At 67.3% G+C, this 26,402-nt stretch carries 28 protein-coding genes and 1 tRNA gene; 11 read left to right on the forward strand and 18 right to left on the reverse strand.

Annotation, left to right across the window (positions count from 1 at the left end):
- The first annotated feature begins 84 nt into the window (after nucleotides 1-84).
- A complete protein-coding gene (locus tag H0193_RS11755) occupies nucleotides 85-711 on the forward strand; it encodes a VTT domain-containing protein (RefSeq protein ID WP_181890097.1) in 627 nt (208 codons plus the stop codon).
- A gap of 45 nt (nucleotides 712-756) precedes the next feature.
- Here the strand turns inward: H0193_RS11755 and H0193_RS11760 are convergent, their stop codons facing one another.
- On the reverse strand, nucleotides 757-960 hold the full coding sequence (locus H0193_RS11760; RefSeq protein WP_034996968.1) for a cold-shock protein: 204 nt from the start codon (nucleotides 958-960) through the stop codon (nucleotides 757-759).
- A gap of 180 nt (nucleotides 961-1,140) precedes the next feature.
- Between H0193_RS11760 and H0193_RS11765 the strand changes: the two genes are divergently transcribed.
- Nucleotides 1,141-3,486 carry a DEAD/DEAH box helicase gene (locus tag H0193_RS11765; protein WP_181890098.1) on the forward strand — a complete coding sequence of 782 codons (2,346 nt, stop codon included), beginning with the start codon at nucleotides 1,141-1,143 and terminating at the stop codon, nucleotides 3,484-3,486.
- Nucleotides 3,487-3,498: 12 nt separating this feature from the next.
- On the opposite strand, the gene H0193_RS11770 is transcribed toward H0193_RS11765, so the two are convergent.
- The 7 genes from H0193_RS11770 to H0193_RS11800 form a co-directional block, all read right to left on the reverse strand.
- Nucleotides 3,499-3,813: an Rv3654c family TadE-like protein gene (locus H0193_RS11770; RefSeq protein WP_181890099.1), complete on the reverse strand. Its 315-nt coding sequence runs from the start codon at nucleotides 3,811-3,813 to the stop codon at nucleotides 3,499-3,501.
- Nucleotides 3,813-4,082, reverse strand: coding sequence for a hypothetical protein (locus H0193_RS11775; RefSeq protein WP_181890100.1), 270 nt, complete (start codon nucleotides 4,080-4,082; stop codon nucleotides 3,813-3,815). The genes H0193_RS11770 and H0193_RS11775 overlap by 1 nt, the downstream gene beginning before the upstream one ends.
- Nucleotides 4,082-4,240, reverse strand: a complete 159-nt coding sequence (locus tag H0193_RS11780) for a DUF4244 domain-containing protein (RefSeq protein ID WP_228496346.1) — start codon at nucleotides 4,238-4,240, stop codon at nucleotides 4,082-4,084. Before H0193_RS11780 ends, H0193_RS11775 begins: the two co-directional genes overlap by 1 nt.
- 76 nt (nucleotides 4,241-4,316) lie before the next feature.
- Nucleotides 4,317-4,865, reverse strand: coding sequence for a type II secretion system F family protein (locus H0193_RS11785; RefSeq protein ID WP_181890102.1), 549 nt, complete (start codon nucleotides 4,863-4,865; stop codon nucleotides 4,317-4,319).
- Complete coding sequence (locus H0193_RS11790; RefSeq protein WP_181890103.1) at nucleotides 4,862-5,605, reverse strand: type II secretion system F family protein; 744 nt, start codon at nucleotides 5,603-5,605, stop codon at nucleotides 4,862-4,864. Before H0193_RS11790 ends, H0193_RS11785 begins: the two co-directional genes overlap by 4 nt.
- Entirely contained in the window at nucleotides 5,602-6,723 is a 1,122-nt protein-coding gene (locus H0193_RS11795; protein WP_181890104.1) for a TadA family conjugal transfer-associated ATPase, read from the reverse strand. The genes H0193_RS11790 and H0193_RS11795 overlap by 4 nt, the downstream gene beginning before the upstream one ends.
- Nucleotides 6,724-7,740, reverse strand: a complete 1,017-nt coding sequence (locus H0193_RS11800; protein WP_181890105.1) for a CpaE-like family protein — start codon at nucleotides 7,738-7,740, stop codon at nucleotides 6,724-6,726.
- Nucleotides 7,741-7,919: 179 nt separating this feature from the next.
- On the opposite strand from H0193_RS11800, the gene H0193_RS11805 reads away from it, so the two are divergent.
- Both H0193_RS11805 and H0193_RS11810 read left to right on the forward strand, forming a co-directional pair.
- Nucleotides 7,920-8,735 carry an HAD family hydrolase gene (locus tag H0193_RS11805; protein ID WP_181890106.1) on the forward strand — a complete coding sequence of 272 codons (816 nt, stop codon included), beginning with the start codon at nucleotides 7,920-7,922 and terminating at the stop codon, nucleotides 8,733-8,735.
- A gap of 123 nt (nucleotides 8,736-8,858) precedes the next feature.
- Entirely contained in the window at nucleotides 8,859-9,419 is a 561-nt protein-coding gene (locus H0193_RS11810) for a phage holin family protein (RefSeq protein WP_181890107.1), read from the forward strand.
- Here H0193_RS11810 and H0193_RS11815 read toward each other — a convergent pair.
- The 4 genes from H0193_RS11815 to nth are packed head-to-tail and all read right to left on the reverse strand — an operon-like array spanning nucleotide 9,409 to nucleotide 12,606.
- Nucleotides 9,409-10,593, reverse strand: coding sequence for a MarP family serine protease (locus H0193_RS11815; RefSeq protein WP_181890108.1), 1,185 nt, complete (start codon nucleotides 10,591-10,593; stop codon nucleotides 9,409-9,411). The genes H0193_RS11810 and H0193_RS11815 overlap by 11 nt on opposite strands.
- A 10-nt stretch (nucleotides 10,594-10,603) precedes the next feature.
- Nucleotides 10,604-11,302, reverse strand: a complete 699-nt coding sequence (locus H0193_RS11820; protein WP_181890109.1) for an NUDIX hydrolase — start codon at nucleotides 11,300-11,302, stop codon at nucleotides 10,604-10,606.
- On the reverse strand, nucleotides 11,303-11,836 hold the full coding sequence (locus tag H0193_RS11825) for a TlpA family protein disulfide reductase (RefSeq protein ID WP_181890110.1): 534 nt from the start codon (nucleotides 11,834-11,836) through the stop codon (nucleotides 11,303-11,305). It abuts the gene before it with no gap.
- Complete coding sequence (gene nth, locus H0193_RS11830) at nucleotides 11,833-12,606, reverse strand: endonuclease III (RefSeq protein WP_181890111.1); 774 nt, start codon at nucleotides 12,604-12,606, stop codon at nucleotides 11,833-11,835. The genes H0193_RS11825 and nth overlap by 4 nt, the downstream gene beginning before the upstream one ends.
- A gap of 264 nt (nucleotides 12,607-12,870) precedes the next feature.
- Here nth and glxR point away from each other — a divergent pair, with 264 nt between their 5' ends.
- From glxR to H0193_RS11845, 3 genes are all read left to right on the forward strand, one after another.
- Complete coding sequence (gene glxR / locus H0193_RS11835; RefSeq protein ID WP_181890112.1) at nucleotides 12,871-13,554, forward strand: CRP-like cAMP-activated global transcriptional regulator GlxR; 684 nt, start codon at nucleotides 12,871-12,873, stop codon at nucleotides 13,552-13,554.
- A 121-nt stretch (nucleotides 13,555-13,675) separates the two neighbouring features.
- Complete coding sequence (locus tag H0193_RS11840) at nucleotides 13,676-14,587, forward strand: hypothetical protein (protein WP_181890113.1); 912 nt, start codon at nucleotides 13,676-13,678, stop codon at nucleotides 14,585-14,587.
- Nucleotides 14,566-15,579, forward strand: coding sequence for a DDE-type integrase/transposase/recombinase (locus H0193_RS11845; protein WP_181890138.1), 1,014 nt, complete (start codon nucleotides 14,566-14,568; stop codon nucleotides 15,577-15,579). Before H0193_RS11840 ends, H0193_RS11845 begins: the two co-directional genes overlap by 22 nt.
- A gap of 60 nt (nucleotides 15,580-15,639) precedes the next feature.
- Here the strand turns inward: H0193_RS11845 and H0193_RS11850 are convergent, their stop codons facing one another.
- Genes H0193_RS11850 through H0193_RS11865 form a run of 4 tightly spaced genes read right to left on the reverse strand, consistent with a single transcriptional unit; the run spans nucleotide 15,640 to nucleotide 17,479 of the window.
- Nucleotides 15,640-16,452, reverse strand: a complete 813-nt coding sequence (locus tag H0193_RS11850; protein ID WP_181890114.1) for an MBL fold metallo-hydrolase — start codon at nucleotides 16,450-16,452, stop codon at nucleotides 15,640-15,642.
- Nucleotides 16,453-16,492: 40 nt separating this feature from the next.
- On the reverse strand, nucleotides 16,493-16,948 hold the full coding sequence (locus H0193_RS11855; protein WP_181890115.1) for a RidA family protein: 456 nt from the start codon (nucleotides 16,946-16,948) through the stop codon (nucleotides 16,493-16,495).
- Nucleotides 16,949-17,104 carry a Sp36 family protein gene (locus H0193_RS11860; RefSeq protein ID WP_076590059.1) on the reverse strand — a complete coding sequence of 52 codons (156 nt, stop codon included), beginning with the start codon at nucleotides 17,102-17,104 and terminating at the stop codon, nucleotides 16,949-16,951.
- Nucleotides 17,105-17,119: 15 nt separating this feature from the next.
- Entirely contained in the window at nucleotides 17,120-17,479 is a 360-nt protein-coding gene (locus tag H0193_RS11865; protein ID WP_181890116.1) for a WhiB family transcriptional regulator, read from the reverse strand.
- Between the two features lie 180 nt (nucleotides 17,480-17,659).
- Here H0193_RS11865 and H0193_RS11870 point away from each other — a divergent pair, with 180 nt between their 5' ends.
- Nucleotides 17,660-20,086, forward strand: a complete 2,427-nt coding sequence (locus H0193_RS11870; protein ID WP_181890117.1) for a transglycosylase domain-containing protein — start codon at nucleotides 17,660-17,662, stop codon at nucleotides 20,084-20,086.
- Here the strand turns inward: H0193_RS11870 and H0193_RS11875 are convergent.
- Nucleotides 20,083-20,532: a GatB/YqeY domain-containing protein gene (locus H0193_RS11875; protein ID WP_181890118.1), complete on the reverse strand. Its 450-nt coding sequence runs from the start codon at nucleotides 20,530-20,532 to the stop codon at nucleotides 20,083-20,085. The two genes, H0193_RS11870 and H0193_RS11875, sit on opposite strands and share 4 nt — an antisense overlap.
- On the opposite strand from H0193_RS11875, the gene H0193_RS11880 reads away from it, so the two are divergent.
- The 3 genes from H0193_RS11880 (at nucleotide 20,512) to H0193_RS11890 (ending at nucleotide 22,662) form a co-directional block, all read left to right on the forward strand.
- On the forward strand, nucleotides 20,512-21,450 hold the full coding sequence (locus H0193_RS11880) for a metallophosphoesterase (RefSeq protein ID WP_392399145.1): 939 nt from the start codon (nucleotides 20,512-20,514) through the stop codon (nucleotides 21,448-21,450). The two genes, H0193_RS11875 and H0193_RS11880, sit on opposite strands and share 21 nt — an antisense overlap.
- A gap of 87 nt (nucleotides 21,451-21,537) precedes the next feature.
- Nucleotides 21,538-21,614, forward strand: a tRNA-Pro gene (locus H0193_RS11885).
- A 229-nt stretch (nucleotides 21,615-21,843) separates the two neighbouring features.
- Nucleotides 21,844-22,662: a hypothetical protein gene (locus H0193_RS11890; protein WP_181890119.1), complete on the forward strand. Its 819-nt coding sequence runs from the start codon at nucleotides 21,844-21,846 to the stop codon at nucleotides 22,660-22,662.
- Between the two features lie 216 nt (nucleotides 22,663-22,878).
- On the opposite strand, the gene H0193_RS11895 is transcribed toward H0193_RS11890, so the two are convergent.
- Nucleotides 22,879-26,109, reverse strand: coding sequence for an alkaline phosphatase (locus H0193_RS11895; RefSeq protein WP_181890120.1), 3,231 nt, complete (start codon nucleotides 26,107-26,109; stop codon nucleotides 22,879-22,881).
- Nucleotides 26,110-26,402 lie beyond the last annotated feature (293 nt).

The raw sequence follows: 26,402 nt of genomic DNA on the forward strand, positions 1-26,402 counted from the left end.
CACGATTGTGCACCCGGGTAATAGGACTACACTGCTCGGGTGCCCCGGAGCCGTGAACCCCGGGGGCGGAAAGGATGCGTCTTCGTGGTCGATTCCCTCATCGATTTCCTGCACACGCTCATGGCGATGCCGGTGTTTTACCCGCTGGTGACTGTTCTTATTGTCGCGGATGCGCTGGCGCCCGTGGTGCCGTCGGAGACGGTGCTGAACTTGGCGGGCGCGTTTTCGGCATCCCGCGGAGTGCCGAGTGTGTGGGGCGTGATCGCCGCGGCGTCCATCGGCGGGATCATCGGCGACAACATCTGCTTCGCCCTCGGCGGCAAGCTCATTCACCGGGTGGAAGCCTTGGACCCGGAGTCGAAGGCGGGCCAGGCGATCCGCTGGGTGCGCCGGAACATGAACCGCGGCGCGGGCGCGACCATTATCGTCGCCCGCTTCATCCCCTGGGCGCGCTGGGTGGCCACGATTGTGCTGGCGTCGGTGCGCTACAACTGGTTCAAGTTCGTCTTCTTCGACACCGTCGGCGTGATCCTCTGGGCGTTTTTGAGCGTCGGCGTCGGTTACTTGGGCGGGCGCATCCTGCAGGACTACCCGCTGCTCGCGATGCTTCTGGGCGTGGTGCTCGGCTCGTCTGTCGGCTACCTGATTCAAAAGGGCCAGAACAAGCTTGCCGAGTGGCGTGACGTGCGCCAAGGCGTGAGCAACGTATAAAAAACGGGGCTCCGAGCGGAAGCCCCGTCGATAAGCAAAGTGTGCTTAGAGCGCGCGCACCTGCTGCGCCTGCGGGCCCTTGGCGCCCTCGCCGACCTCGAATTCGACCTGCTGGTTTTCTTCCAGGGTGCGGAAGCCGGAGCCCTGGATCTCGGAGTAGTGGACGAAGACGTCGGAGGAGCCGTCGTCCGGGGCGATGAAGCCGAAGCCCTTTTCGGCGTTGAACCACTTCACGGTACCGGTTGCCATGGTGAAACCTTTCAAAAATTTGCGTAGAGATGTCGTCCACCAGGGCCTAACGGGTCCTGGTGCCCGCGTGCACAATCCTCGCGAGCACCGCTTCGGGCGCACACAAAATCTGTGACCGCCACCCAGTGTGCCATGAAGTGCGGGCCTTAGCACTGGGAACTGGCATACTTTCCGGTGATTATGGTTTCCCCGTTTGGCACCGAGCTCCTCGGCGCGCTGAAGCGCCGCCATCCTGCGGCGACGATCACGCATGTCGAGCAGGTCCCCGCACGTCAGGCCCGCTTCAGCGAGTGGCCTGGGTGGGTGGAGCCGCGTTTGAAGCAATTGCTTATCGACGAAGGCTTCGCTTCCCCCTACCTCCACCAAGCCTTGTGCGCAGAGCACGCGTGGCGCGGCGAGGACGTGGTGGTGGCGACGGGGACGTCCTCCGGCAAGTCGTTGGGCTACCAGCTGCCGGTGCTGACCGCACTGGTGCAGGATCCGACGGCGTGCGCGGTGTACCTGACGCCGACGAAGGCGCTGGGCTCGGACCAGCTGCAGGCCACGCTGCGGATGGTTAAGGGCGCGGGCTTGGAGGGCATCCACCCGGCGCCTTACGACGGGGACACGCCGACGGAATCGCGCGCGGGCATTCGGGAGCACGCGCGCTACGTGTTCACCAACCCGGACATGCTGCACGCGTCGATGTTGGGCTCGCACGCGCGGTGGGCGCGGGTCTTGCGGCACTTGAAGTACGTGGTGGTGGACGAGTGCCACACCTACCGGGGCGTGTTCGGCGCGAACGTGGCTTTAGTGCTGCGGCGGCTGCTGCGCATCGCCGCCGCGTACGGGTCTTCCCCGACGCTGATCTACGCGTCGGCCACCGCGGCGGACCCGGCGGGGCAGGCCCGCCGGCTGAGCGGGCGCGAGGCTGTGGCCGTGACCGAGGACGCCGCCCCTTCCGGCGAGCGCACCATCGTGCTGTGGGAGCCCGGCTTCATCGAGGGCGCCGAGGGCGAGGGCGGCGCGCCGGTGCGCTACCCCGCCACCGCGGAGGCGGCGTCGGTGTCGGCTGAGCTGTTGCTGCAGGGCGCGCGGACGTTGACGTTCGTGCGGTCCCGGCGCGCCGCGGAGACGGTGGCGATGCGCACCCAGGAGCACCTGTCGGCGGCGGGCCGCGCGGATATGGCCGAGCGTGTCGCGCCGTACCGGGCGGGGTATCTGGCGGAGGACCGCCGCGAGCTGGAGCGCCGCCTGGACGATGGTGAGCTGCTGGGGGTGGCGTCCACGAACGCGCTGGAGCTGGGCATCGACGTCGGTGGGCTGGACGCGGTGGTGATGGCGGGGTTTCCGGGCACGGTGGCGTCGTTTCGCCAGCAGGCGGGGCGCGCGGGCCGTCGCGGGCAGAGCTCGGTGGCGGTGCTGGTGGCGCGCGACGAGCCGATGGACACCTACCTGGTCCACCATCCGGAGGCGCTTCTGGGCAAGCCGGTGGAAAATTCCGTGTTCGACCCAACCAACCCGTTCATTTTGCGCGGCCACGTGTACTGCGCCGCGGTGGAACGGCCGCTGAGCGAGGCGGACGTGGAGGCCTTCGGCGCCCACGACGTGGTGGACGACCTGACTGCTGCGGGCTTGTTGCGCCGCCGGCCGGCGGGCTGGTTCGCGGTGCCGCAGTTGGACGGCGAGATCACGCCGGAGTCGGCGCACGCTTCGGTGTCGCTGCGCGGCGATGTGGGCGAGCAGGTGATGATCGTGGACGTCGCCGACGGTCGGCTGCTCGGCACCGTGGACGCGGCGCGCGCGATGAGCCAGGTGCACGACGGGGCGGTCTACATCCACCAGGGCGAGTACTTCGTGGTCCAGGCGCTGGACCTGGACGACTACGTCGCACTGGTGGCGCCGGAGCTGCCCGACTATTCCACGCAAGCGCGCTCGACGACGGACATCACGATCCTGGGCGAGGCCCACAAGCTGGTCAACCCCTCGCCGGGGCTGTGGGTGGCAAGCGTCGACGTGGAGGTCATCGACCGGGTCACCGGCTACGTGGTGCGGCTTGCCGACGGCACCGTCAGCGAACACATCCCCCTCGACCTGCCCGAGCAGCGTTTGGTCACCCGCGCGGTGGCGTACACCATCGACCCGATGGTGCTGGACGAGCTGGGCATTACCGCCGGCGAGATCCCGGGCGCCCTGCACGCCGCCGAGCACGCCGCGATCGGGCTGCTGCCGCTTTTGGCCACGTGCGACCGCTGGGACATCGGCGGCGTGTCCACCGCGCTGCACCCGGACACGATGCTGCCCACGGTGTTCGTCTACGACGGCCACCCCGGCGGCGCGGGCTTCGCCGACGAGGGCTTCGCCCGCTTCCACGAGTGGATCGAGGCGACCTGGGAGACGGTGCGCTCCTGCGGCTGCGAGGACGGCTGCCCGTCGTGCGTGCAGTCGCCGAAGTGCGGCAACGGCAACCAGCCACTGGACAAGCGCGCCGCGCTGAAGCTGCTCGGCGCGCTAGTGACCATGACGGCGGGTGAAGCACCGCGCTAGGCGGTGCGCACGTTACGGCCCGGCACGGGCGGCGGCCTCCGCCCGGCGGCGGGTGGCTGCCACCACGACGTCGCCTGCGGTGACCTCGCAGGACACCACGCGCGCGCCGTTGAGCTCCGCGGTGCGGCCGGCCGTGGCACAGGCGTCACCGCCCCGGTACATCGCGGTCGCACCCGCCACGGCGGCTAGGTCCGCCGCGACCCGGGCCCGGTGCGTGTCGGAGGTGTGCACCCCGAGCGCCACCACCGCCAGTGCCAGCGAAACTACTGACGTGATGATGCCGGTGGCGGTGATGGTGGCGGAGCCTTCGTCGGAAAGCAGACGCATCAGAACTCCACCGGGAACACGGCCGTGGCGCGCATGGTGCCGATCGGCGCCGGGACCGAGGCGGCCGCGGTGGCCAGGCCCGCGTTTTCGGTGACGGCAACGTCGCCGCGGGGCGCGGCGTAGTCCACCCCCAGCGCGTGGGCGCGGGCGGCGGCACCTGCGATGTCCACGGCCGTGATGTAGGCGGCAACGGTGGCGATCCCGCCCACGATCGCGGCTGTGACCACCACGAGGGCCGACAGCGACAGCGCGGTTTCGATGGTGCTCATCAGCCCGGCGTGTTGCTCAGCGCGTCGGTGATGACGCTTTCGATGGCGTTGGTGACGGCGTCGCCGTTGACCACGAGGTAGAGCACGCCGGCAAGGGCCGCGGCCGCGAGGCTGCCAAAGGCGTATTCGATAGTTGACATCCCTTGGTCAGAGCGCATTTTCTGGGCCCTGGAGGCAGCGTACAGGTAGGCAGTGGTGAGTGCGGAATTGAGGTGACGCATGGGAAAACTCCTTCTAGTTGATCAGTGAGGTGCCGAGGCTGATCACCGCGGGCGCGAGCCCGAGGACGAAAAACGCCGGCAGGAAAAACGCGGTGAGCGGGATGGCGATAAGCACGCCAGCGCGTTCCGCTTTGGCTTTGGCCCGGTCCCCCGCGCCTGCGCGCAGCTGGGCGGCGATGCGCCCGCAGCCTGCGGCCAGCGAGGTTCCGGAGGTGGCGGATAGGACAACAAGCCCGGCGAGATCTTCGCCGCCTGGCAGGTGGCGGATCTCGGCCCAGGCGCGCTGGGGTTCGACCCCCAGCGCCGTCAGCGAGGCCACGGTGTGCCACGGGCTGCGTGTCCCGTGGGTGTCAGCGACCGCAGCCGCCGCGGTGGCGGCGGGCAGGCCCGCTGAGACGCATGCAGCGAACAGTTCGATGTCGCTGGCGCAGCGCTCCGGGTCGGCCCTTTCGGGACCGTCGCGGGGCGCCTTCGGGGTGGCTGCGGTGACGCGGCCGCCGGGGCCAGCCGGGGCGACGCACAGTGCCGCGGCGACGAGGAGTGCTGGAACAAGGCCGATCATGCGCTGGCCCCCTCGATGATGCGGCGCGAGACTGCCACGCCTGCGCACACCAGCGCGGTGCCCACCACCAACAGCGCCCCGCCGAGCCCGCCGCCGGTGAGAAACGCCAGCGGGTTCGCGCCCATCGCGGTGCTCATGAGCACCCCGGCAACAGGCAGCAGTGCGAGGACTGCGGCGGTGGTTTGCGGGCCGGCCAGGGCGGCGCGGGTGGCGTCGCGGTGTCGGTTGGTGTGGTCGATGTCGTCGCGGAGTGCGGCGACCAGCTTCGCCAGCGGCACCCCGCGCGAGGCCGACAGCGCCCAGAGCGTGCCGAGGCGTTCAAGCTCCGGCACGTGTGTCTCCAGCGGCGCGCCGGAGCGGGCGAGCTGCGTCAGGCGGGCGGCTTCCGTGTGCAGCGGGGCTGGCGCCTGCTCGGCGGCACGCGCCAGCGCGTCCGGCATGGCGGCGCCTGCCTGCAGGTTGGTGGACACTGCCCCGAGGTACGTCGCGGCCGCCGCGCTGCGCCGCCGGGCGGCCCTGTCGTCGCGGCGGGCGCGCAGCACGTGCACCAGCGTCGCGCCGGCCATGGCCGCGGCGACCACGAGGCTGACGCGGCCGAACACCACCGCGCCGATGCCCGCAACCGCCACGGTGGCCGGGATAAGCCTGGGCGCGGGGCTTAGGGTGCGCTCGACCACCCGGTACGCGGGCGATGGCACGGCGACGGCGACAGCGCAGGCAAGCAGCATCACGGTGATCATCGGGCGAGCTCCTCGTAGCCGTCCAGCTCGCCGCGCTCGGCGTCCCAAACCACCTTCGCGCGCACCGGCTCGCCCTCGAGCACGCCGATCTGCTGCAGGTAGCGGGTGCCGTCGGTGCGGCGTTTGACCACCAGCACCACGTCGATGGCGGCGGCGAGCTGGGCATGCAGCCCGGCGCGGTCCATCCCGCCGAGTGCCGCGAGCGCCTCGAAGCGGGCGGGCACCTCCTCGATGGAGTTGGCGTGCAGGGTGCCAGCCCCGCCGTCGTGGCCGGTGTTGAGCGCGGCGAGCAGGTCGACCACTTCCCCGCCGCGGATCTCGCCGACGACGATGCGGTCCGGGCGCATGCGCAGCGATTGGCGCACCAGGTCCGCGATGGTGATCGCGCCGGCACCCTCGGCGTTGGCGCCGCGGCTGGTCAGGTTCACCACGTGCGGGTGGTCCGGGGTCAGCTCGAGGGTGTCCTCGATGGCCACGATGCGCTCGGCCGGGTCCACCTCCGCGAGCAGCGCGGACAGCAACGTGGTCTTGCCGGAGCCGGTGCCTCCGACGACCACAAACGCCTTTCGCTTGGCGACGATCCCCCGCACCAGCGCCGCCCTCTCCTCGTCAAGCGCGCCGCGCGCCACAAGATCGTCGAGCGTGGCCGAGGCGGTGCGCAGCACGCGCAGGGAGATGCAGGTGCCTGCCTGGGCGGTCGGGGCGAGTACGGCGTGGAAGCGCAGTAGGGTGCCGTCGTCGCGGGTGACGTGTCCGTCGCAGAACGGCTGCGCGTCGTCCAACCTGCGCCCGCAGCTGACGGCCAGGCGGGTGGCGAGCCGCCTCACGGAAGCTTCCGAATCGAACGTCAGCTCCGAGCGCTCCAACCCCTGGCCGGTGTCCACGTACACCTCGTCCGGGGCGTTGACGCAGATGTCGGTCACGGCCGGGTCCGCCAGGATTGCCTCCAACGGCCCGGCGCCCGTGGTGTCGTCGCGAAGCTTGCGCATGATGTCTAGCACCCCGATGTCGCTGATCACCACCGCTTCCTCGCGGATGATCGCGGCGACGCGCGCCGGGTCGGGCTGGGCTGGCTCGTCGGCCAGGCGGCGCTTCACGCGGGCGAGCACGTCGTCCATTTAGGCCACCTCCCCCAGCACAGCCTCGGCGGCGCGGTTCAGTGTGCGCGGCAGCTTCGCCGGCAGGCCGGCCTGGTCCAGCTGCTTGGTCAGCCCCCGGACCTGCTGCACCTGCACGATCACGGGCGCTTTCGCGGTGTCCTCCACCTGCGCGGGCTCCAGCGACGCCCACTCGCTTTGCCGCAGCGCCAGCGCGCTGGCCACCCCGGCGGCGTTGCACTCGGCGACGATCCGGGCGGCGGCAGCGGCCGCGCGCAGCTCGGGCCGCAGCATGACCACGGCGAGGTCGCAGCGGTCCGGCAGCAACGCAAGCGGGGCGTCCACCACCGTCAGCCCCTCCGTGCCGGCGGCGTGCACCACGGCGTTGAGCTCATCCAATGTCAGCCGGAACGGGTCCGCCACGGTTGTTCGCGGAAACGTCAGCAGCGCGGTGCCGTCCTCGCCGGCGGGCAGCGCCCCGCGCAACCCCGCGCGCGAGACCGCCCCGCCGGCGGCGAAGTCGATCTCGCCCCAGCGCGCGCCGGGCGTGCTCTCTAGCCCCAGCAACAGGTCCAGGCCGCCGGAGAGCTGGTGGGCGTCCACCAGCGTGGCGTTGCCCGCCGCCCGGCACAGCGCCGCGGCGAGCACCGACGCGCCCGCCCCGCCGCACGCGCCGAGCACGGCGACGACCTTCCCACTCGCCGCCGACACAGCCGGGGCCAGCGCGAGCGCGCCGATGCTGCGCAGCACGTCCGCGGCCTGGGCGGGCAGGGCGAAGACGTCCTCGCGCGTCGCGGCCGGGGCGGTGTCCGCGACCACGGTGAACACGTTCGGTCCCCGTGTTTGGGTGCTTAAGGAGGGGGCCCGGAGGTCGTCGATAAGCAAGGCATGCGCCTTGGGAGCGTGGCGGGCGAGCTGGGTGTCGTCGGCGGCGTCGATGACCTTGCGACCTGTGGCGGCGGCGATGTGGATGGCTTCGGAGTGCAGCGCCGGGTCCGCGACCGCGACGACGATGGGGCCTGTGTTTGCGTGTGTCATGGCGGTAGCGTGCAACCGTGGCAACCCGGAAACAATGGGCGAAATTTTTTCTGTGGATAACCCACCCCTATTGCGGACGCTTCAACAATTCCGCTGTGGATAAGTCGCCCCACGCGTCACACTGGTTTCACAGGCCTTAGCTACGCATCCGTAGGGTTTGGGGTCTACACTGCAGGAGTATGTCTGCTAACAAGCCGGTGGCGGCCTTCTTCGACCTGGATAAGACGATCATTGCGACGTCATCCGCGTTCGCCTTCGGCAAAGAATTCCTGAACAACGGGATGATCACCCGACAGGAAGCCTGGGAGCTCTACCTCACCAAAGCCCAGTACATGCTGGTGGGCCAGTCCAGCCAGAAGATGGACTCCACCCGCGACGCGCTCGCGCAGATGGTCGCCGGCTGGGACGTCGCAACCATCCAGCGCATCACCCGCGACACCCTGCGCGAGGTGGTCGCCCCCGCTATTTACGCCGAAGCGCGCCAGCTTATCGACGACCACAGGAACGCCGGCCACCACGTCATCATCATCTCGGCCTCGGCTGCGATCCTGGTGGAGCCGATCGCCGACGAACTCGGAGTGGACACCGTGGTCGCCACCGAAATGGCCGAGGAAAACGGCAAGCTCACCGGCGAAATCACCCGCTACCTCAAAGGCGACGCGAAGGCCGAGGCGGTGCGACAGTTCGCCGCCGAGCACGACTTCGACCTGGACCACAGCTACGCCTACTCCGACTCCGCCACCGACATCCCCATGCTGGAACTGGTGGGCAACCCGGTTGCCGTGAACCCGGACCGGGCGCTGAAGAAACACGCGCTGGCCAACGGCTGGCAGGCCCGCACCTTCAAAAACCCGGAGCCGCTGTTCCAGATGCCGAACGCGCGCGAAGTGGGCATCGGCGCGGGCGTGATCGCTGGCGTGACCGCCCTGGCAGTCGCCGGTGTCCTCATCGCCCGCGCCATGGGCGGCGGCAAGGACGACAAGCGCTCGGCGTAAAACCGCGTGACTTTTCTACCCCGATTCGGGCAAATACCTCCATACATCGCTAACATCGTGTGAAGAATTTCCAGGCACCTTCCCGGGTGCCGTATAAAAGCCACCCAGGAAGGTGAACTACAAGTGAGCAACGAAGGCCTCTACACCAGCGGCTCCACCGCCGTGAACGCCAAGGTGGACTCCATCCCGCTGCGCGACACCTACGCCACCCAGCCGGGCAACGACTCCATCGGCACCCTGATCTCCAACGCGTCCCAGCAGGTCTCCACCCTGGTCCGCGGCGAGATCGAGCTGGCCAAGGCCGAGGTCGTCGGCGAGGTGAAGAAGGGCGCCATGGGCGGCGGCCTGTTCGCCGTGGCCGGCGTGATCGCGCTGTACTCCTCCTTCTTCCTCTTCTTCGCCATCGCGGAGATGCTCGCGTCCTGGATGCACCGCGGCTGGGCGTTCCTGATTGTCTTCCTGGTCATGCTGGCGCTGGCTGGCCTGCTCGCCTTCATCGGCTTCAAGAAGATCAAGAAGATCAAGGCGCCGGAGAAGACCATCGAGTCCGTCAACGAGCTGAAGAACCTCAAGCCGGGCCAGGCGCAGAAGAACCTGGCCAAGGACGAGGCTGGCCTCTACACCTCCTCCGGCACGGGCTCCTCGCTGCCGCGCACCGGCGGCTCCACCGCCGTTAACCGCTAACGCACGCTTGCGTATCCGCGGGGCGCGTTAAGCTCCGCACATCCCCTACGCGCTGCTGCACCTGGTGTGCAGTCAGCGCGTATCCCGTTTCTGAGGTGTCCAGGGACGCCCCGAAGATCATTCCCGCGACTTCGCCTCCCGGGGTGAGCAGCGGCCCGCCGGAGTTGCCCTGGCGGATGTTGCCGCGGATGGTGTACGCCTCGCGCTCCACGCGCCCGGTGGTGTAGATGTCCGGGCCCGCGATTTCCAGCTTGCCGCGGATGCGCACCGGCGCCGCCTCGAACGGGCCGGACTTGGGGTAGCCCATCACCACGGCGCTGTCGCTGACCGCCAGCTCGTCTTCGGCCCAGCGCAGCTCCGGCAGCCCCAGTTCATCGGCGCGCAGCACCGCGATGTCGGTGTCCGGGTCGAACAGCACCACCTGCGCGGGTTTGACCCCCACCACGGTGTCCAGGGCCACCCGCTCGGTGCCGGCCACCACGTGCGCGTTGGTGAGCACGTAGCCGTCCTCGATGACAAAGCCGGTGCCCATGAGGCGCCGCCGGCAGGTTTCCGCGTCGCCCATCACGTGCACCACGCTGGGGCGCAGCTTCTCTACGACCTCCGGCTCCACCGCCGACCCATCCGGCGCCGCTACCTGCGCCCCGCCCGGCGAGAAGGGGGAAACCAACGGCGGCAGCCCGGATTCGTCGAGAAGCGCGGCGAACCTCACCGGCAGTTTGGAGGCCGCCTCGGGGGCGGCGGCGTCGATGGCGCCGAAGACGCGGGAGGAGCGGATGCCGTCGCCGATCTCGCCCGGCACCGAGGCCGCCAGCGGGATGGAGATGAACCACAGCACCGCGGCCACCGCCACCGACTGGAACGTCGCGCCGAGCACGGAATCCAGCACGCGGCGGCCCCGGGAGCGCACGCGCCCGCGCAGGTTCCCGCCGACGGTGACGCCGACCAGGTTGCCCAGCCCCACAAACAGCACGACCAGGGCGATGAGCAGCACGATGCGCACCGTCTGCGATTCCGCCAGGTCCAGCGCGAACGGCGCCAACGCAAGCCCGATGACCAGGCCCGCCACCACGCCGACGGCGGACAGCACCGCCGAGAGCGCCCCCTGGCGCCAGCCGCTAATGAAGGCGGCGACGACGGCGAGCGCGAGCAGGACGTCGATAACCAGGTGCATTCCGGTGATGTTACCGCTCACGGTTGGCAGAACGCGCCAGCGCAGCCCGCAAGTCGCCGGGCTTTTCGTCCCAGGGCCGCACCCAGCCGCCCAGCTTCAGCACCACGGCGAGCAGCACCCCGGTAAAGCCCCACACCAGAAACTCCCCCGCCCAAAACGCGGGCCCCGACCATTCCTTGATGCCCAGCATCGCCCGGTTTCGCGGATCCACCAGCTCGCGCACCGGCACGAAAAACACCGCGTCCGTCTCCTCCTCGCTGGCCGGGTACACCTCGCCGGGCTCCGGGGTGAACGCCACCACGGGGCGCACGCGCCGGTTGCTTCCGCCGGTGGTGGCAGCGTCCAGCAGGGCAAGCGGGATCACACGGTCCGGGTCCAGGCCGGTTTCCTCCCACGCTTCGCGCAGCGCGGCATCCACGGGCCCGCCGTCGCTGGGGTCGATGTGGCCGCCGGGAAACGCCATCTGACCGGAGTGGCTGCGCATGCGCGGGGTGCGGTGGGTGATCAGCACCCGCGCGTCCTCCGGCAGCTCGGTCGCGCGCGGGTCGCCGGCGAACAGGATCAACACGGCGGCCTGGTCCGCGCCGTCTTGTTGCAGCACGCGCGGCGACAGCAGCCGGCGCGGGATTCCCGCACCGCCGTCTTCGATGGCCTCTAGCAGGGGTTTCAGCCACCGCGGCGCGCGGTCCGGGCGCAGCGGCGCGTCCATCTACAGCGCCCCCTGAACAGCCGCGGCGAGCTCCTCAGCCGAGGTGAACTCCTTGGCAAACACCGCCACCTGCTCGCCGCCGCGCAGCACCACCGTCACCGGCACAACCGGCGGCAGGCCCTGCTCCGCGGCGAAGGCGCCCGAGTCGTCCTGATAGCTGGGCAGGCCCACCCCAAGATCCTCCAGCAGCGCCGCGCCGTTGCCCGCGTTTTGGTCCGCGTGCACGCCCACCACGGTGTATTCCGGGTGCGTGCGCGCGAACTCCTCCACTGCCGGCAGCTCCGCGCGGCACGGCTGGCACCACCAGGCCCACACGTTGACCACGGTGATCTCCTTGGCCTCGCCGGCCACGTCCCCACCCAGGCACGGCAGGTCCAGCCCAGCCGGGCAGTCCGGCCGTTGAGGCACCTGCTTCTCGACGGCCACAGGGTCCCCCGTTGGTTGATCGTCGACAAGCAAACTGCGCGCGCCCGCCACCACGAGCAGGGTCACCGCGACGATGACCACAACACTCACCCAGATCGCGCGCTTCATGCAAGCCCCAGGATGTGGTCGCGCTCCGGGCCCGTGACCAGGTCCGAGGCCGCCTCCGGATCGGTGGGGCCGGCGCCGAAGCTCGGGCAGTCGAACGCGATCGGGCACACGCCGCACGCCGGTTTGCGGGCGTGGCAGATACGGCGGCCGTGGAAGATGATGCGGTGGGAGAACATGGTCCACTCGCGGCGCTCGATGAGCCCGGCGATGGCGTGCTCGATCTTCACCGGATCCGTTTCCTCGGTGAGCATGAGGCGCTTGACCAGCCGCTGAAAGTGCGTGTCCACCGTCAGCCCCGGCATGCCGAACGCGTTGCCGCGCACCACGTGCGCCGTCTTGCGGCCCACGCCCGGAAGCGTCACCAGATCCTCGAGTTTGGTGGGCACTTCCCCGCCGAAATCCGCCACCAGCTTCTGGCCTAAACCGATGAGGTTTTTCGCCTTCGAGCGGTAGAAACCGGTGGAACGGATAAGCTCCTCCACCTCGGTTTGATCGGCTTCCGCGTACGCGTGGGCGGTGGGGTACTTGGCAAACAACGCCGGGGTGACCATGTTGACGCGCACGTCCGTGGTCTGCGCCGAAAGCACCGTCGCCACTAGCAGCTCCAGCGGGTTGGAAAAGTCCAGCTCAGCGTGCGCGTCCGGGAACGTCTCCGCCAGCGTGCGGTTGATCCGGCGGGCCCTCCTCGTGCGGCCGATGTCCGTCTCCGCCCCCTTCGCCGCCGGATGGGATCCGGGGCGGCGGTGTTTTTTCGGCGTGGTGGAGGACATGACCGACATGCTAGTTATGCGTGGCGTAAAATGACACCTATGAATGTGATTCTCGTGCTGCTGATCCCGGTAGTGCTCGGAGCGTTCCCGCTGGCGATGGAGCGGCTCGAGGCGCGCGTGGTGGATTAACACCAACTTGGCCAACCACCTGACCAAGACCGCGCATGGGTGGTAAAGTGCAAAACGCACTGTGACGGCTGCCAAAAAGTTACGCGAAAGTGACTGCAACCACTGCCCCCTGGCCGTCCCAACCGAGGAGGATTCATGGAAGGCGTACAGGACACACTCGCCCGCGCCGGCATTTTCCAGGGCGTGGACCCGGAAGCAGTAGCCGCGCTAATCAACGAGATGGACACGGTGACCTTCCCCAAAGGCACCACCATCTTCGACGAAGGCGAACCCGGCGACCGCCTCTACATCATCGTCGACGGCAAAATTAAGCTCGCCCGCCACGCCCCGGACGGCCGCGAGAACCTGCTGTCCGTGATGGGCCCGACGGACATGTTCGGCGAGCTGTCCATCTTCGACCCGGGTCCACGCACCTCCTCCGCAGTGTGCGTCACCGAAGTCACCTGCGCCACCATGGACTCCACCATGCTGCGCACCTGGATCGACACCCACCCGGAGATCTCCCAGCAGCTCCTCCGCGTACTGGCCCGCCGCCTGCGCCGCACAAACGCGTCGCTTGCGGACCTCATCTTCACCGACGTGCCCGGCCGCGTGGCCAAGACGCTGCTGCAGCTGGCCAACCGCTTCGGCACCCACGAAGGCGGCGCCCTGCGCGTCAACCACGACCTGACGCAGGAAGAGATCGCCCAGCTCGTCGGCGCCTCCCGCGAGACGGTGAACAAGGCGCTGGCCACCTTCGCCCACCGCGGCTGGATCCGCCTCGAGGGCAAGAGCGTGCTCATAGTCGACACCGAGCACCTCGCCCGCCGCGCCCGCTAGCGCGCCCCCGTTTGCACAAATCGACAACGCTCCGGCATTTCCCCAGGTGGGAGAAGCCGGAGCGTTGGCGTCCCTCTCTGTCAGGCTGGTTGTGAACAACGATCCGTAGGAGGTTTTGTTCATGACTTTGCTCGATGTTCCAGTGTTGATCCCGGAGCCGGACGTGCTGTCCGAGGCAGCTTCGGTCGGTGGTCAACAGGTTCGAAGCGGTCGCCTGCCCAGGCGGAGGCTTCGCGCTGATGATGTGTTGTCCCTTGCGGTGACGGTGCTGTCTCCTGGCGAGGTCCTCGACGAGGATGACCTGGTTATGCCGCAGGCTGGCGCGGTTGTGTTTACAGCGTGCCAGCCGTATTCGCGGGGGTTGGATTTTACTGCCGCTCAGAAGCGACAGATGGTCACGATCTATCGCCAGTTGCCGTATGGGGCGAAAGGTATCTGGCTTGATCGCCATGGGCTGTATGGAGCCAAGATCTTTCGGTGGGGCCAACAGCTTGGGCTTTTGACCTGCGCGCAGCAAAAGGCAGCGTCGGTCGGCGACGAGGAACTGCCAGCGGTGCTCGACGCCGCGGCGGTGACGTCGCTGGTGCAGCGCTACCTTTCGCTTCCTTACGGTGAAAAGGAGGCGTTTATCGCCAGGCATGATCTGTGCCACCGGACAGTGCTGCGGTGGGCCACCATGGTCGCAGACGGGTCGATCGCGCATTACACGCATAAACGAAAGGCAGGAACAGTGGGAAAACGCACCTCAGATGACCTCACGCAGTCACGTCGCCAGGTTGAGGCGATGATTCGGGAAAACGAACGGTTGAAAAAAGAACTCGCCAAAGCCAACCGCAAACTCACCCGGCAAGAACAAGAACTGGATAAATGGGTCAAAACCAGTGATGTGTTGGGAAAAGCTTTAGCGTCCATGCCCGATCTTCCTGGCGTGGACTACGACGCGGAGGAAAACGCCTATCCGAAGACGAAACGCGACGCTATGAAGCTGGTCGACAAGAAGAACAACGACTCATCGACGCCCTTGTCGGATTAGGCCACTCCACTTCCCGGGCGTGTGTGTTGCTGGGAGTCAGCCGCAGCCGGATCTACTACGAATCCAACCCGCGGCCGAAAACCGCCAACCCGATTGCCCACCACGAACGCAACATCGCCCGGCTCACACAGGAACACGTCGATAAGATCCTCGCCCAGCTGGACGCCAACCCGCAATCGAGCGTGGACGATGTGTTCTACAACGCCCATAACCCCGGCGTTTACGTCACCAGTTTGAGCAGCTTCTACCGCATCGCCCGCAAGCACAACAGACTGTTGAAGCACCGTAACTGCACTCGCACCAAACGCAGGTCGAAACGCGGCAACAACCAGCCACCACATGTCGTCGCTACTGCACCAGCACAAGTGCTGTGCTGGGACATCACATTCCTGCCTGGCCCGTTCGTCAACGAAAACTACGCCTGCCACACCATCATCGACCTGTACTCACGCGCCGTGATCGGCACGTTGGTCACCCACCGCGAAGACGCACGCGGTGTATCCAAACTCTTCGACGACATCTTGACGCGCTACCCCACAGTGCAAACCGTGCACTCCGACAACGGGGCAGCTATGCGAAGCAACGCCTTAAAGCGAGTGTTCGCCAAACACGACGTTGACGCATCGTTTAGCCGGCCGGCAACAAGCAACGACAACCCCCAGATGGAGTCACTGTTCCACACCATGAAGGGATTTGCGTACTACCCGAAAGCCTTCGCCGACATCGACGCCGCCACCCAATGGGTAGCCCGCTTTACCAGGCACTACAACAACCGGCCCCACAGCGGCATCAACGGCTACACCCCGCAAAGCGTGCTCGACGGTACCTGGAAGCAATACGAAACCAACCGCATCAACGCAGCACGTGCCGCACTCGAAGCCGGACTCATCACCGCAATGCCCAAAACACCGACCGGACTACCCAAAGAGGTCACCATCATCCGCACAACCACCAAAACCCGCCCACAATCACCCACACTTACCGTCGCCTGAACCAGAAACTGTTCACAACCACTTGACACAAAGCGCGTTTTGTCGATTCGTACAAAACCCCTAGGGCGCGGCCTTCAGGTAGCGCAGGGCCACGCGGGTGGACTGCTCGGCGGCGCCGCGCAGCACCGGGTCCACATCGTCGTAGATCGCGTCGACCAGGGTGTTGATGTCGGCGTTCTCGCCGTGGGTCTTCAGCGCCTCGCGGATCTGCTCCAGGCGCTGGTTGCGGCGGTCGATGTACTTGCGGGCGTAGGCCGACAGGTCCGCGCCCTCGGGGCCGTGGCCCGGCAGCAGCGGGATGTCCTTGCCCTGCTCCTCCAGAAGCTCCAGGGAATCCAGGTACTTGCCCAGGTCGCCGTCGGTCTCGGAGATCATGGTGGTGTGGCGGCCAGCGATGGTGTCGCCGGTGATGATGCCCTCCAGCTCGGTGGTCTCCGGGTCTCCCGGGTAGACAAAGAAGCACACGGAATCGCTGGTGTGGCCGGGGGTGGCCACGACCTTCAGGCGTGGGGTGATGCCGTCGACGGCGACCACTTCGCCGTCGACAAGCGGGTCCGCCCCCGAGCTGTACTGCGGATCCAGCGAGCGAACAGGAGCACCGGTGAGCTGGCGGAAACGCTCCGCGCCGTCAGCGTGGTCGTGGTGGCGGTGCGTGAGCAAAATGAGCGCCACCTCCCCCGCCTTGGAGCGGAGGACGTTGAGGTGGCCCTCATCCTCCGGGCCCGGATCAACGACAATGCTTCGCTGATCCCCCTCACCCCTGATCACCCAGGAGTTGGTCCCCTCGAGCGCCGCGTAGCTGGGGTTCGGCGCCAGGACCACCGCGGCGTTGGCGGTCACAGGGCGCAGTTGGCTGTAAGCGGGATGTTGCATATGCCCCAGCGTACCCGCTTAACAGCCGTGTATTGGAGTTCTAGCTCTTCAGCTCGACGACGAGTTCGACCTCGACAGGCGTGTCCATCGGCAGCGACGCCACGCCCACTGCGGAGCGGGCGTGCGCACCGGCTTCACCGAAGACCTCCTGCATGAGCTCGGAGGCGCCGTTGATCACGGCGGGCTGGCCGGTAAACGCCGGGTCGGAGGCGACGAAGCCGACGATCTTGAGCACGCGGGCGACGTTGTCGATGCCGACCAAGTCATCCACCGCGGCGATCGCGTTGAGCGCGGCCTGGCGAGCGTAGCCGTAAGCGGCCTCCTCGGTGACCTCCGCGCCGACTTTGCCGGTGGCGGGCAGTTTGCCGTCGATAAACGGCAGCTGGCCGGACGTCCACACCTGGTTTCCGGCCTCGACGGCGGGCACGTAGGCAGCAACGGGTGCAGCGACGGCGGGCAGCTCGATACCGAGCTCCTTGAGACGATCAGTCCACATCTATTCGACCTCCCGCTTCATGTAAGCGACAACGTTGTCCTGGGTCGGGCCCGGTACAACGGAGACGAGCTCCCAGCCGTCCTCGCCCCAGGTGTCCAGAATCTGCTTGGTGGCGTGCGTGAGCAACGGAACCGTTGCGTACTCCCATTTCGTCATGGCGCCCAAGACTACCTACAGGCCGACAACTTCGCCGCCGGCAGAGAGGTACTCCGCCCAGTCCGTCACGTGCGGGTTCTTGCGCAGCACCGCGCGGCGCTGACGCTCCGTGAGCCCGCCCCAGACGCCGAACTCGACCTTGTTGTCCAGTGCGTCGGCGCGGCACTCGGTGAGCACCGGGCACGCGCGGCAGATCGCGGCGGCCTTGCGCTGCTCCGCACCCCGGACGAACAGGGCGTCCGGATCCTTGCCGCGGCACTGCGCGTGGGTGACCCAATCCCCTCGGTCAAAAACGAGATGTCCGGATGCGTCGCACTTGCGGGACGTGGTCCGTTGTGCGTTTCGCTGCGCGGTGTTACCCAAAACCGTGGTCATAGCCGTGCTCCTCTACTCGTTCACCTGCGCCGTCTCCCCGGCGCAGTTTTATACATCCGACCGTATATCTGCGGTCCTATGTAAATGTAATCACACAAAAAAGAATTCTGTCGAATGGGTCACATTTTTGGGGGGTCTTTTATATTCCCGCGCGCGGGCCGAGTCATTTAAGGTAATGGCGTGTCCGCACTGAAATCCCTAGGAAGCCTGCTTGCCGCGCTCGTCGCGACGGCGCTGGCCATTGCCCTGTGCCTCGCCCCTCTCGCAGGCCTCGGCGGCGCCGCCGTCGCCCGCACCGACGAGACGATGCAGTCGAACCTCTCCGACCTCACTCACGGCGAAGTCCCCGGCGTCACCACAATTAACGACGCCAACGGCACCCCCATGGCCTGGATCTTCAAACAGCGCCGCTACGAGGTGGCCAGCGACGGGATCTCCCAGCACGTCAAGGACGCCCTGGTGGCCACGGAGGACCGCCGCTTCTACCAGCACGAGGGCGTGGACATGCAGGGCTTCGCCCGCGCGATGGTGACCAACGTGCTCGCCGGCGGGGTGGAGCAGGGCGCGTCCACGATCAACCAGCAGTACGTGAAGAACTACCTCTGGCTCATCGACGCGGAGAACGAGGACGAGGCCAACGCCGCCACCGAACAGTCCATCCCGCGCAAGCTGCGCGAGATGCGCATGGCCTCCGACCTAGACAAGACGCTGGAGAAAGACGAGGTGCTGACCAGGTACCTCAACCTCGTCTCCTTTGGCAACCACGCCTTCGGCATTGAGGCGGCGGCGCTGACCTACTTCGACGTCCCCGCCCGCGAGCTCGACCCGGCGCAAGCGGCGCTACTGGTGGGCATCCTGCAGTCCGTGGAAGCGCTCAACCCCTACACCAACCCGGAAGGCGCCACCCAGCGCCGCAACGTGGTTCTGAATAACATGGCAGCCCAGGGCTACCTGGACCAGGCGGAAGCGGACCGCCTGGCCGGCACCCCGCTGGGCCTCCTGGAGCAGCCGAAGACGCTGCCGCAGGGCTGCATCGCCGCCGGCGACAAGGGCTTCATGTGCGACTACGCCCTCCGCTACCTCGAGGACAAGGGGCTGGACACGGAGACCATCCTCAACGGCTCCTACACCATCACCACCACCCTGGACCCGGCGGTGCAGGAGGCGGCCAACAACGCGGTGCGCAACAACGTCAGCCCGTACACCCCGGGTGTGGCCGAGGTGATGGACATCGTCCGCCCCGGCGCGGATTCCCGCGACGTGTTGGCCATGGCGTCCTCGCGTTTCTACGGCCTGGACCTGGACCAGAGCCAGACCATCCTGCCGCAGCCGGCCTCCCTGGTTGGCGCCGGTGCGGGTTCGGTGTTCAAGATCTTCACCGCCGCCGCGGCGCTGGAGCAGGGCTACGGCTTGAACACGATGCTGGAGACGCCGGCGCGCTCGGTACTCTACGGCATGGGCGACGGCGGCGCGGCCAACTGCCCGCCGGGCGCGTACTGCGTCGAAAACGCCGGCACCTACGCCCCGCGCATGACGCTGCAGGACGCGCTGGCGCAGTCGCCGAACACCACGTTTGTGGAGCTGATCCAGAAAACCGGCGTGGCGCCGGTGGTTGACCTGGCGGTGCGCTTGGGCCTGCGGTCGTACGCGGACGAGAACTCGTTCGGCGACGGCCGCTCCGTCGCACAGGCCGCGAAGGAAGAGAACATGGGCGCCTTCACCTTGGGCCCGCTGGCGGTGAACGCGCTGGAGCTGTCCAACGTGGGTGCCACCTTGGCCTCTGGCGGGCGTTGGTGCGAGCCGAACCCGATCAAGGAAGTGCTGGACGAAAACGGCAAGCAGGTCTTCATCGACCGCCCCGCCTGCGAGCAGGCGGTCGAACCGGACATCGCCGGCGCGCTGTCCCAGGGCATGTCAAAGGACATTGTCGACGGCACCGCGTCCGCTTCCGCCCGCAACAACGGCTGGTCCGCCCCGACGGCCGCGAAGACGGGCACGACGGAGTCCCACCACTCCACCGCGTTTTTGGGCTTCACCCAGACCATGGCGGCCGCGCCGTACATCTACAACGACGGCACCCAGTCCACCCCGCTGTGCACCCAGCCGGTGCGCCAGTGCCAGTACGGCACGCTGTTCGGCGGCAACGAAGCGGCCGACACCTGGTTCCAGGCGGCGGCCGGGGTGCCGGGCGCGGCGGCGGGCGGGCTGCCGCCTGCGAGCCCGGTGCACATGCGTGGAACGAAGCGCGGGGCGCTGGACGCGGTGGTCGGCCAGTACTCCTCCGCCGCGAAGTCCCAGCTTGAAGCGCAGGGCTACGCGGTCACGCTGAACACGGTCAACGGCGCCGGCGCGCCGGCCGGCACGGTGGTCTCCGCGGTCCAGGACGGCCCGAACACCACGGTGACGCTGAACGTCTCCGACGGCGCCGGCGCCGCCAGCGCCAGCCCCTCCGCGCCCCCGAGCTCGGCGGCGGCCCCCTCGCCGTCCGCGCCGCCGCAACCAAGCCCCGCTTCCCCGCCGGGCATCGAGGGCCTCGAGCAATCGCTGAACGACGCCCGCGACGCCATCGCCGACGTCTTCGGCGGCGGGGCCGGAAACGGCAACTAGCTCAGGCGCGCCTTGACGGCCTCGGAGAGGCGCTTGCCGTCGGCGCGGCCCTCGGCCTTCGCCGTGGCGGCCTTCATGACCTGCCCCATCTGGGCCATGGACTCGGCGCCGGTCTCGGCGATAGCTTCGTCGATAAGCTTGGCAAGCTCGTCGTCATCCAGCTGCTTCGGCTGGTACACCTCAAGGATCGAGGCCTCGGTGAGCTCGGCCTCGGCGAGGTCGTCGCGGCCGTTGGTTGTGTAGATGTCCGCGGACTCGCGGCGCTTCTTGATCTCGCGGGCGATGATCTTCTGAATCTCCGCGTCGTCCACCTCGTGCTTGGATCCTTCGGTCTCGGCGGTCTGGATCGCGGCCAGCAGCATGCGGATCGTGCCGGTGCGCTCCTTTTCCTTCGCCTTCATGGCTTCCTTGAGGTCTGCGCGGATCTGGTCTTTCAGTGCACTCATGCTTGCGAGATTACAGTGGTGCGGGTGAAGAAGTTGACGGGAATCGGAGCACTTTGCTTATCGACGGGCGCCGCCACGCTGACGTGGGCGTACACCCAACGCAACAATTTCCAGCTGCGCGAGTACACCCTGCCCCTGCTCGAGCCGGGGGTGTTGAAAGGTCGCGACGAGTTTAGGGTGCTGCACGTGTCCGACCTGCACATGATCCCGGGGCAGAGGCAGAAGGTCGATTTCGTCTCCAGCCTGGATGCCCTCGAGCCGGACCTGGTGGTCAACACCGGCGACAACCTGTCGGATGTCGGCGGGGTGCCGTGGGTGCTGGACGCGCTGGGCCCGCTGTTGAACCGCCCGGGCGCGTTCGTGTTCGGCACCAACGACTACTGGGCGCCGCGGCCCGTCAATCCGCTGAAGTACCTGACCGGGGCGAAGCGCGAGCCGTCCTACGAGGACCTGCCGTGGGAGGGCATGCGCGCCGCGTTTGTGGAGCGCGGCTGGCAAGACGCCACCCACGCCCGCCTGGAATTCAAGGCCTCCGGCGTGCGCCTGGCGCTGGCGGGCGTGGACGACCCGCACCACGAGCTGGACCGGTATGCCGAAATCGCCGGGGCGCCTCACGAGGATGCCGATCTGTCTATCGGGCTGCTGCACGCGCCGTACCGCCGGGTGCTGGACGCATTTGAGGCTGACGGCTACCAGCTCGCGCTGGCCGGCCACACCCACGGCGGGCAGATCTGCCTGCCCGGCGAGCGCGCGATTGTGACCAACGCGGACATCGACCGCGAGCGCGCGTCCGGGCTGCACAAGTACGGCAAGATGTGGATGGAAGTCTCCAACGGCTTAGGCCAGTCCAAGTACGCGCCGGTGCGCCTGTTCTGCCCGCCGTCCGCGAGCCTGATCCGGGTGGTGGAGCGCAGGTAGTTCGGACGACTACCTGGCGTTTTGGTTGAATCGCCGCCCGGGGGTAATGTGTTGCCAGTACCGCGGGCGAGAGCCCAACGATACAACCGGGATATGGCGCAGCTTGGTAGCGCGCTTCGTTCGGGACGAAGAGGTCGCAGGTTCAAATCCTGTTATCCCGACCACGTACAACCCGCCTTTCGAGGCGGGTTTTCGCATTTGCCGCGCCCTTGCTCCGAGAATCCTGACAGATCACGGCAGCCGTTTGCTCCGACCTGGGGCGATGGGATCCGCCTGACAGATTCAGCCGCGAAGAGTCGGGGTCCCTGCCCCTTAACGCTCTCGCAACATGGCCCCCATCACGCTGGTGCACGTACCGCTTCGAGTACACACCTACCCCTCAAGGAGGCCTACATGAAACGCATCATCACCAGCGCCGCCGCCTGCGCGATCGCTCTCGGCACCGTCGCCGCCCCGGCCCACGCCGCCACCGTCGGCGAGAAGGACGCGGACGGCAACTGCGCCGTCACCCTCACTGACATGGAGAAGGAGTTCATCATGGACACCTTCGACGAGTCCAAGCAGATCGGCGAGCACGAGCGCGCCCGCGATGTCGTCGCCGCTGTGGAGACGGTCTACCCGGGCGTCATGGCCGCCAACGAGTCCGACCTCAAGGGCGAGGCGCCGGACTACTCCACGATCCTGCCGGCTGACCTGGTCAAGCCCTACACCGAGGCGCTGCGGACCCTCGACGAGACCGAGCCGACCACCGCCACCACCCTCGAGGACGTGGACACCGACGCGTGGACAGTCGGTCCGTCCACCGCGCCGATGGCCGAGGCCCCGTTCACCGCGGGCACCGAGCTCTACGAGGCATGGTCCGCCACCCCCAGCGGCATGCTCTCCATGAACCAGCAGCTTATCGACGTAGCTAACGCCTCAGCCGCCACCTCCTGCGCCAAGGGCGACGCGAAGGAAATGGACTACCCCACCGGCCCCATCGCCCTGGATAAGACTAAGCCGGGCAAGGACAAGCCGGGCAAGGAAGGCATGGACAAGGACAAGCCGGGCGACATGGGTTCGTCCGACAAGGACAAGGACGGCAAGGACTCCCCGAACGTTGCCGCGATCGTCGGCGGCGTGATCGCTGCCCTGCTGGCTTTGGCGGGAATCGCGGCGGCGCTGCCGATGCTGGGCATTCACGTGCCCGGCATGAACATGCCGCGCATGTAGCCCCGCCTAGACACGCAACCAGACCTCAAGCCGACGGCCACCACAAAGCCCCAGGTCGCCAAACGCGCTGAGGTCTGGTTTCCCGCTGAGGTCTGGCTACGCCCCCGTAACCAGACCTCAAGCAGACGGCACCGAGCAAAGAAGGACGGCCCGGAGACGCGAAACGTCCCGCCCTCGGTGCTGAACCGGGGACGGGACGTGACGGGCTAGAAATATTTAACGCTTCGCGATCGGGCCAAGAACCTCATCGACCGGGAACGGGAAGAGCAGCGCCAGCAACGAGAGCAGGCCCACGATGCCGGAGATTGCCAGAACGGCGATCAGGCCGACGTTGGAGAGCGAGGAGCCCTCGGAGTTCTGGGAAGGCTGCTCGGCCGGGGCTGTCTCAACCGGCTTCATCTTGTTCTCGAAGGTGAGGCCGTGGTTGATGCTCTCGATGCCGAGGGCGTTGTTGACCAGGAAGAACAGGTCGGTCTGGTCGATCTGGCCGGTGACGTTGGCGGCACCCGGGCCGGACGCTGCCACGCGCAGCTGCGCACCGGTGTGCTGCTGGCCGCCGAGTGCTTCTTCGTCCTCGTTGGTCTTCGAGGTGGCGAAGTTCACGGCCATAGTGGAGCCTTCGACGGTGGTCAGCTGGGTGACGCGGCCGGCGGTGTTGGCATTGTCGTAGGTGATCTGCGCGGTGTGAGCGTGGTCGGCGGTGGCGACGATCAGGGTCTCCTCGCCGGTTTCCTCCACCCACTTCTGCACGGCCTGGACGGCCTCGTCGAGCTGGCCGACCTCACCGATCAGGCCGCAGGCGTCCGCCTGGTGGTCGGCCTTGTCCGGCGACGCGGACTCGACCTGGAGCAAGAAGCCGTTGTCGTTCTGCAGCAGCTCGAGCGCCTTGGAGGTCATCGCGCCCAGGCGCGGGGTCTCCTCGGTGAACTCCGGGTTGGCCACACAGGTCGCCGGCTGCAGGTCGCCACCGTCGGTCGTCGGGATGGACTGGTTGAGCACGCGCGGCATGTTGCCCTCGGAGAACAGGCCCAGCACCGGCTTGTCGGCGTTCGCCTCGGCGATCGCGTCAAGCTCGGAGGCGTTGGTCACCACCTGGTAGCCGTTGTCCTTTGCGTTGTCCAACACCGACTTGCCGGCGGTCCAGGTGTTGCCGCTGGCGTTCCACTTGCCGCCCTGAACGACCTCGGCGTCGAAGTACTTGCTGCCGCCGCCGAGGGTGACATCGGCGCGCAGGTCCACGATCTGCTCCGAGATGGAGCCCAAGCCGCCGTTTTCACGCAGCTGCTCGCCCTTGGCCACCTTCTTGTCGCCGGACGGTGCGTAGTAGGAGCGGTCGAGCGCGTGCGCGGCGAAGGCAGCCGGGGTAGCGTCCTGGATCTCGGCGGTGGAGACGTTGCCGATCTTCATCCCGCGGGCCTTGGCCAGCTCACCCATGGTGGCGACCGGCTTACCAGCGTTGTCCACACCGATGGCGCCGTTGTACGTCTTCACGCCGGAGTTCCACGCGGTGCCGGTGGCGGCGGAGTCTGCCACGTAGTTGGGCAGGCCGGTTTCCTTATCCAGGGAGAAAGTGGTCAGGTACCCGGTGTAGTCCAGGTTGTCCAGGCCTTCGAAGCGGCCGGCGGAGCCCTTCAGGTAGTTGCGGGCAGCGGTGATCTCGGAGTCGCCGGTGCCGTCGCCGATCAGGACCACGACGTTCTTCGCCTTGGCGTTGTCGATGCCCTGGCCCTCGGTGCCAAACTGGGCGCAGTCGCCCACCTTCGGAGTCTCGCCGGCAGCGACGAGGTAGCACAGCTGGTCGCCCGGCTTGGCCTTCGAACGGTTGGCCAAGGAAACGACCTTGTTGTCCTTATTGATCTTCCACGGCTTCTGGCCGCCGTCGGTGCCGCCGTTGAGGCCGAGCGCGTTGGCCATGACGTAGAACGCGTCGGTCTGGTCGATCTGGCCGTTGACGTTCTCGGAGCCCGGGCCGTAGCCGGCGATGCGTACCTGGGTGCCGGTGTGCATCATGGAGAAGTTCGGGGTGTCGAACGGGTCGCCGTTTGCCTTCTTGTCAAAGACCGGGTTGCCCTCCTCATCCAGCCACGGCTGAGTGCCGAAACCGACGGACATGACCGCACCGCCGTCCTTCGGGGACTGCAGGCGGGTCACGGCGGACACAGACGGGCGGCCGTCCGGAATGATCTCGGCGGGGTGCGCGTGGTCGGCGGTGACCACGATCAGGGTGTCCTTGTCCTTCTTGGCGAAGTCCAAGGCTTCCTTGATCACCTCGTCGATCTGGTCGGTCTCGCCGATCATTCCGCAGGCGTCGGCCGCATGGTCCGCCTTGTCGATGGATGCGGATTCGACCTGCAGGAAGAAGCCCTTGTCCGCCGACGGGTCGTCGAGAAGCTCGATGGCCTTCTTCGTCATTTCAGCTGCGGACGGCTCGTCGCCGCGATCCGCTTCCTTGCAGACCTCGGGCTCGGTGGTGCCATCGGACTTCACCGGCACGGTCTGCTCAAACTTGCGGGTCATGTTTTTGTCGTGGAACAGACCGAGCACCGGCTGGTCCTGGTTTGCGACGGTGATGCCCTCGAGGCCCTGCTTGTCGTCGACAACCTGGTAGCCCTTGGCAATCGCATTCTCACGGACCGACTTGCCGGCCTCCCAGTCGGCGCCGCCGTCGTTCTTTTCGGTCAGGAACGGGTTGCGGTTCTCGCCGCCCTCAAGCACCTCAGCGTCGAAGTACTTGCGGCCGCCGCCCAGGGTGACGTCGGCGCGGGTATCGATGATCTGCTCGGAGATGGAGCCGAGACCGCCGTTTTCACGAGCTTCAGCACCCTTGACCGGCTTCGCCTCGCCGGACGGTGCGTAGTAGCCGCGCTTGGAAATGTGCGAGTGCATCGCGCCCGGAGTCGCATCCTGGATCTCCGCGGTGGAGACGTTGCCGGTGCGCATGCCGGCGTTCTTGGCCATCTCCAAGAGGTTCTCGTGCGGCTTGCCCGTAATGTCCACGGACAGCGCGCCGTTGTAGGTCTTTCCGCCCGTGGACCAGCCGGTCGCGGACGCGGCGGAGTCGGTCACGTACTGGCGCTTGCCGTCCTTGCCCACGGCGAAGGTGGTGTACGCGCCGGACGCGGTGAGCTCGTCGAGGCCCTCGAAGCGGCCGTTCGCGCCCTTGAGGTAGTTGCGCGCCGCGGTGATCTCCTGGTGGCCCATGCCGTCGCCCAGGATGAAGATGACGTTACGGGCCTGAGCGTCGGAGTTGCCCTGGCCACCCTTGCCAAACTGGGTGCAGTCGCCCGGCAGCGGCGCGACGACGTTGCCTTCGGAATCAATGGTGATGCAGGTGTCCTTGCCGTTGAACGCCTGCTCCGCGGACTGAGCGAGAGAAACCGGCAGGTTCGCCAGTGCCAGCGCGGAGACGCTGACGACAGCTGCCACTGCCTTGGAGGAGAAACGCATAAGACTTCCTTGAGGTAAGAGGGATGGTTTTTGTAACCACGGCGCAATCTACTCTCAGGTTGCGTACAGGAGGCTACATTCAGGTTAATTTCAGGTTACGTCCGCATCATCGCAGCTCCCGGGCCCTATATGTGCTGTAGGTAAGTGAAATCGGTGTTCAATTAGCGGCGCTTTTTCATCACGAGGGGTTTAACTACTCCCCCAGCAACCGGACCTTCAATGCAAAAAACGGCCCCCGGATCGCTCCGGGAGCCGTCTTTTTTCGCGCGGGCTAGCGCGGGTGTCACCACGTT

This window comes from Corynebacterium haematomassiliense (genome assembly GCF_013978595.1).
Taxonomy (GTDB): domain Bacteria; phylum Actinomycetota; class Actinomycetes; order Mycobacteriales; family Mycobacteriaceae; genus Corynebacterium; species Corynebacterium lehmanniae.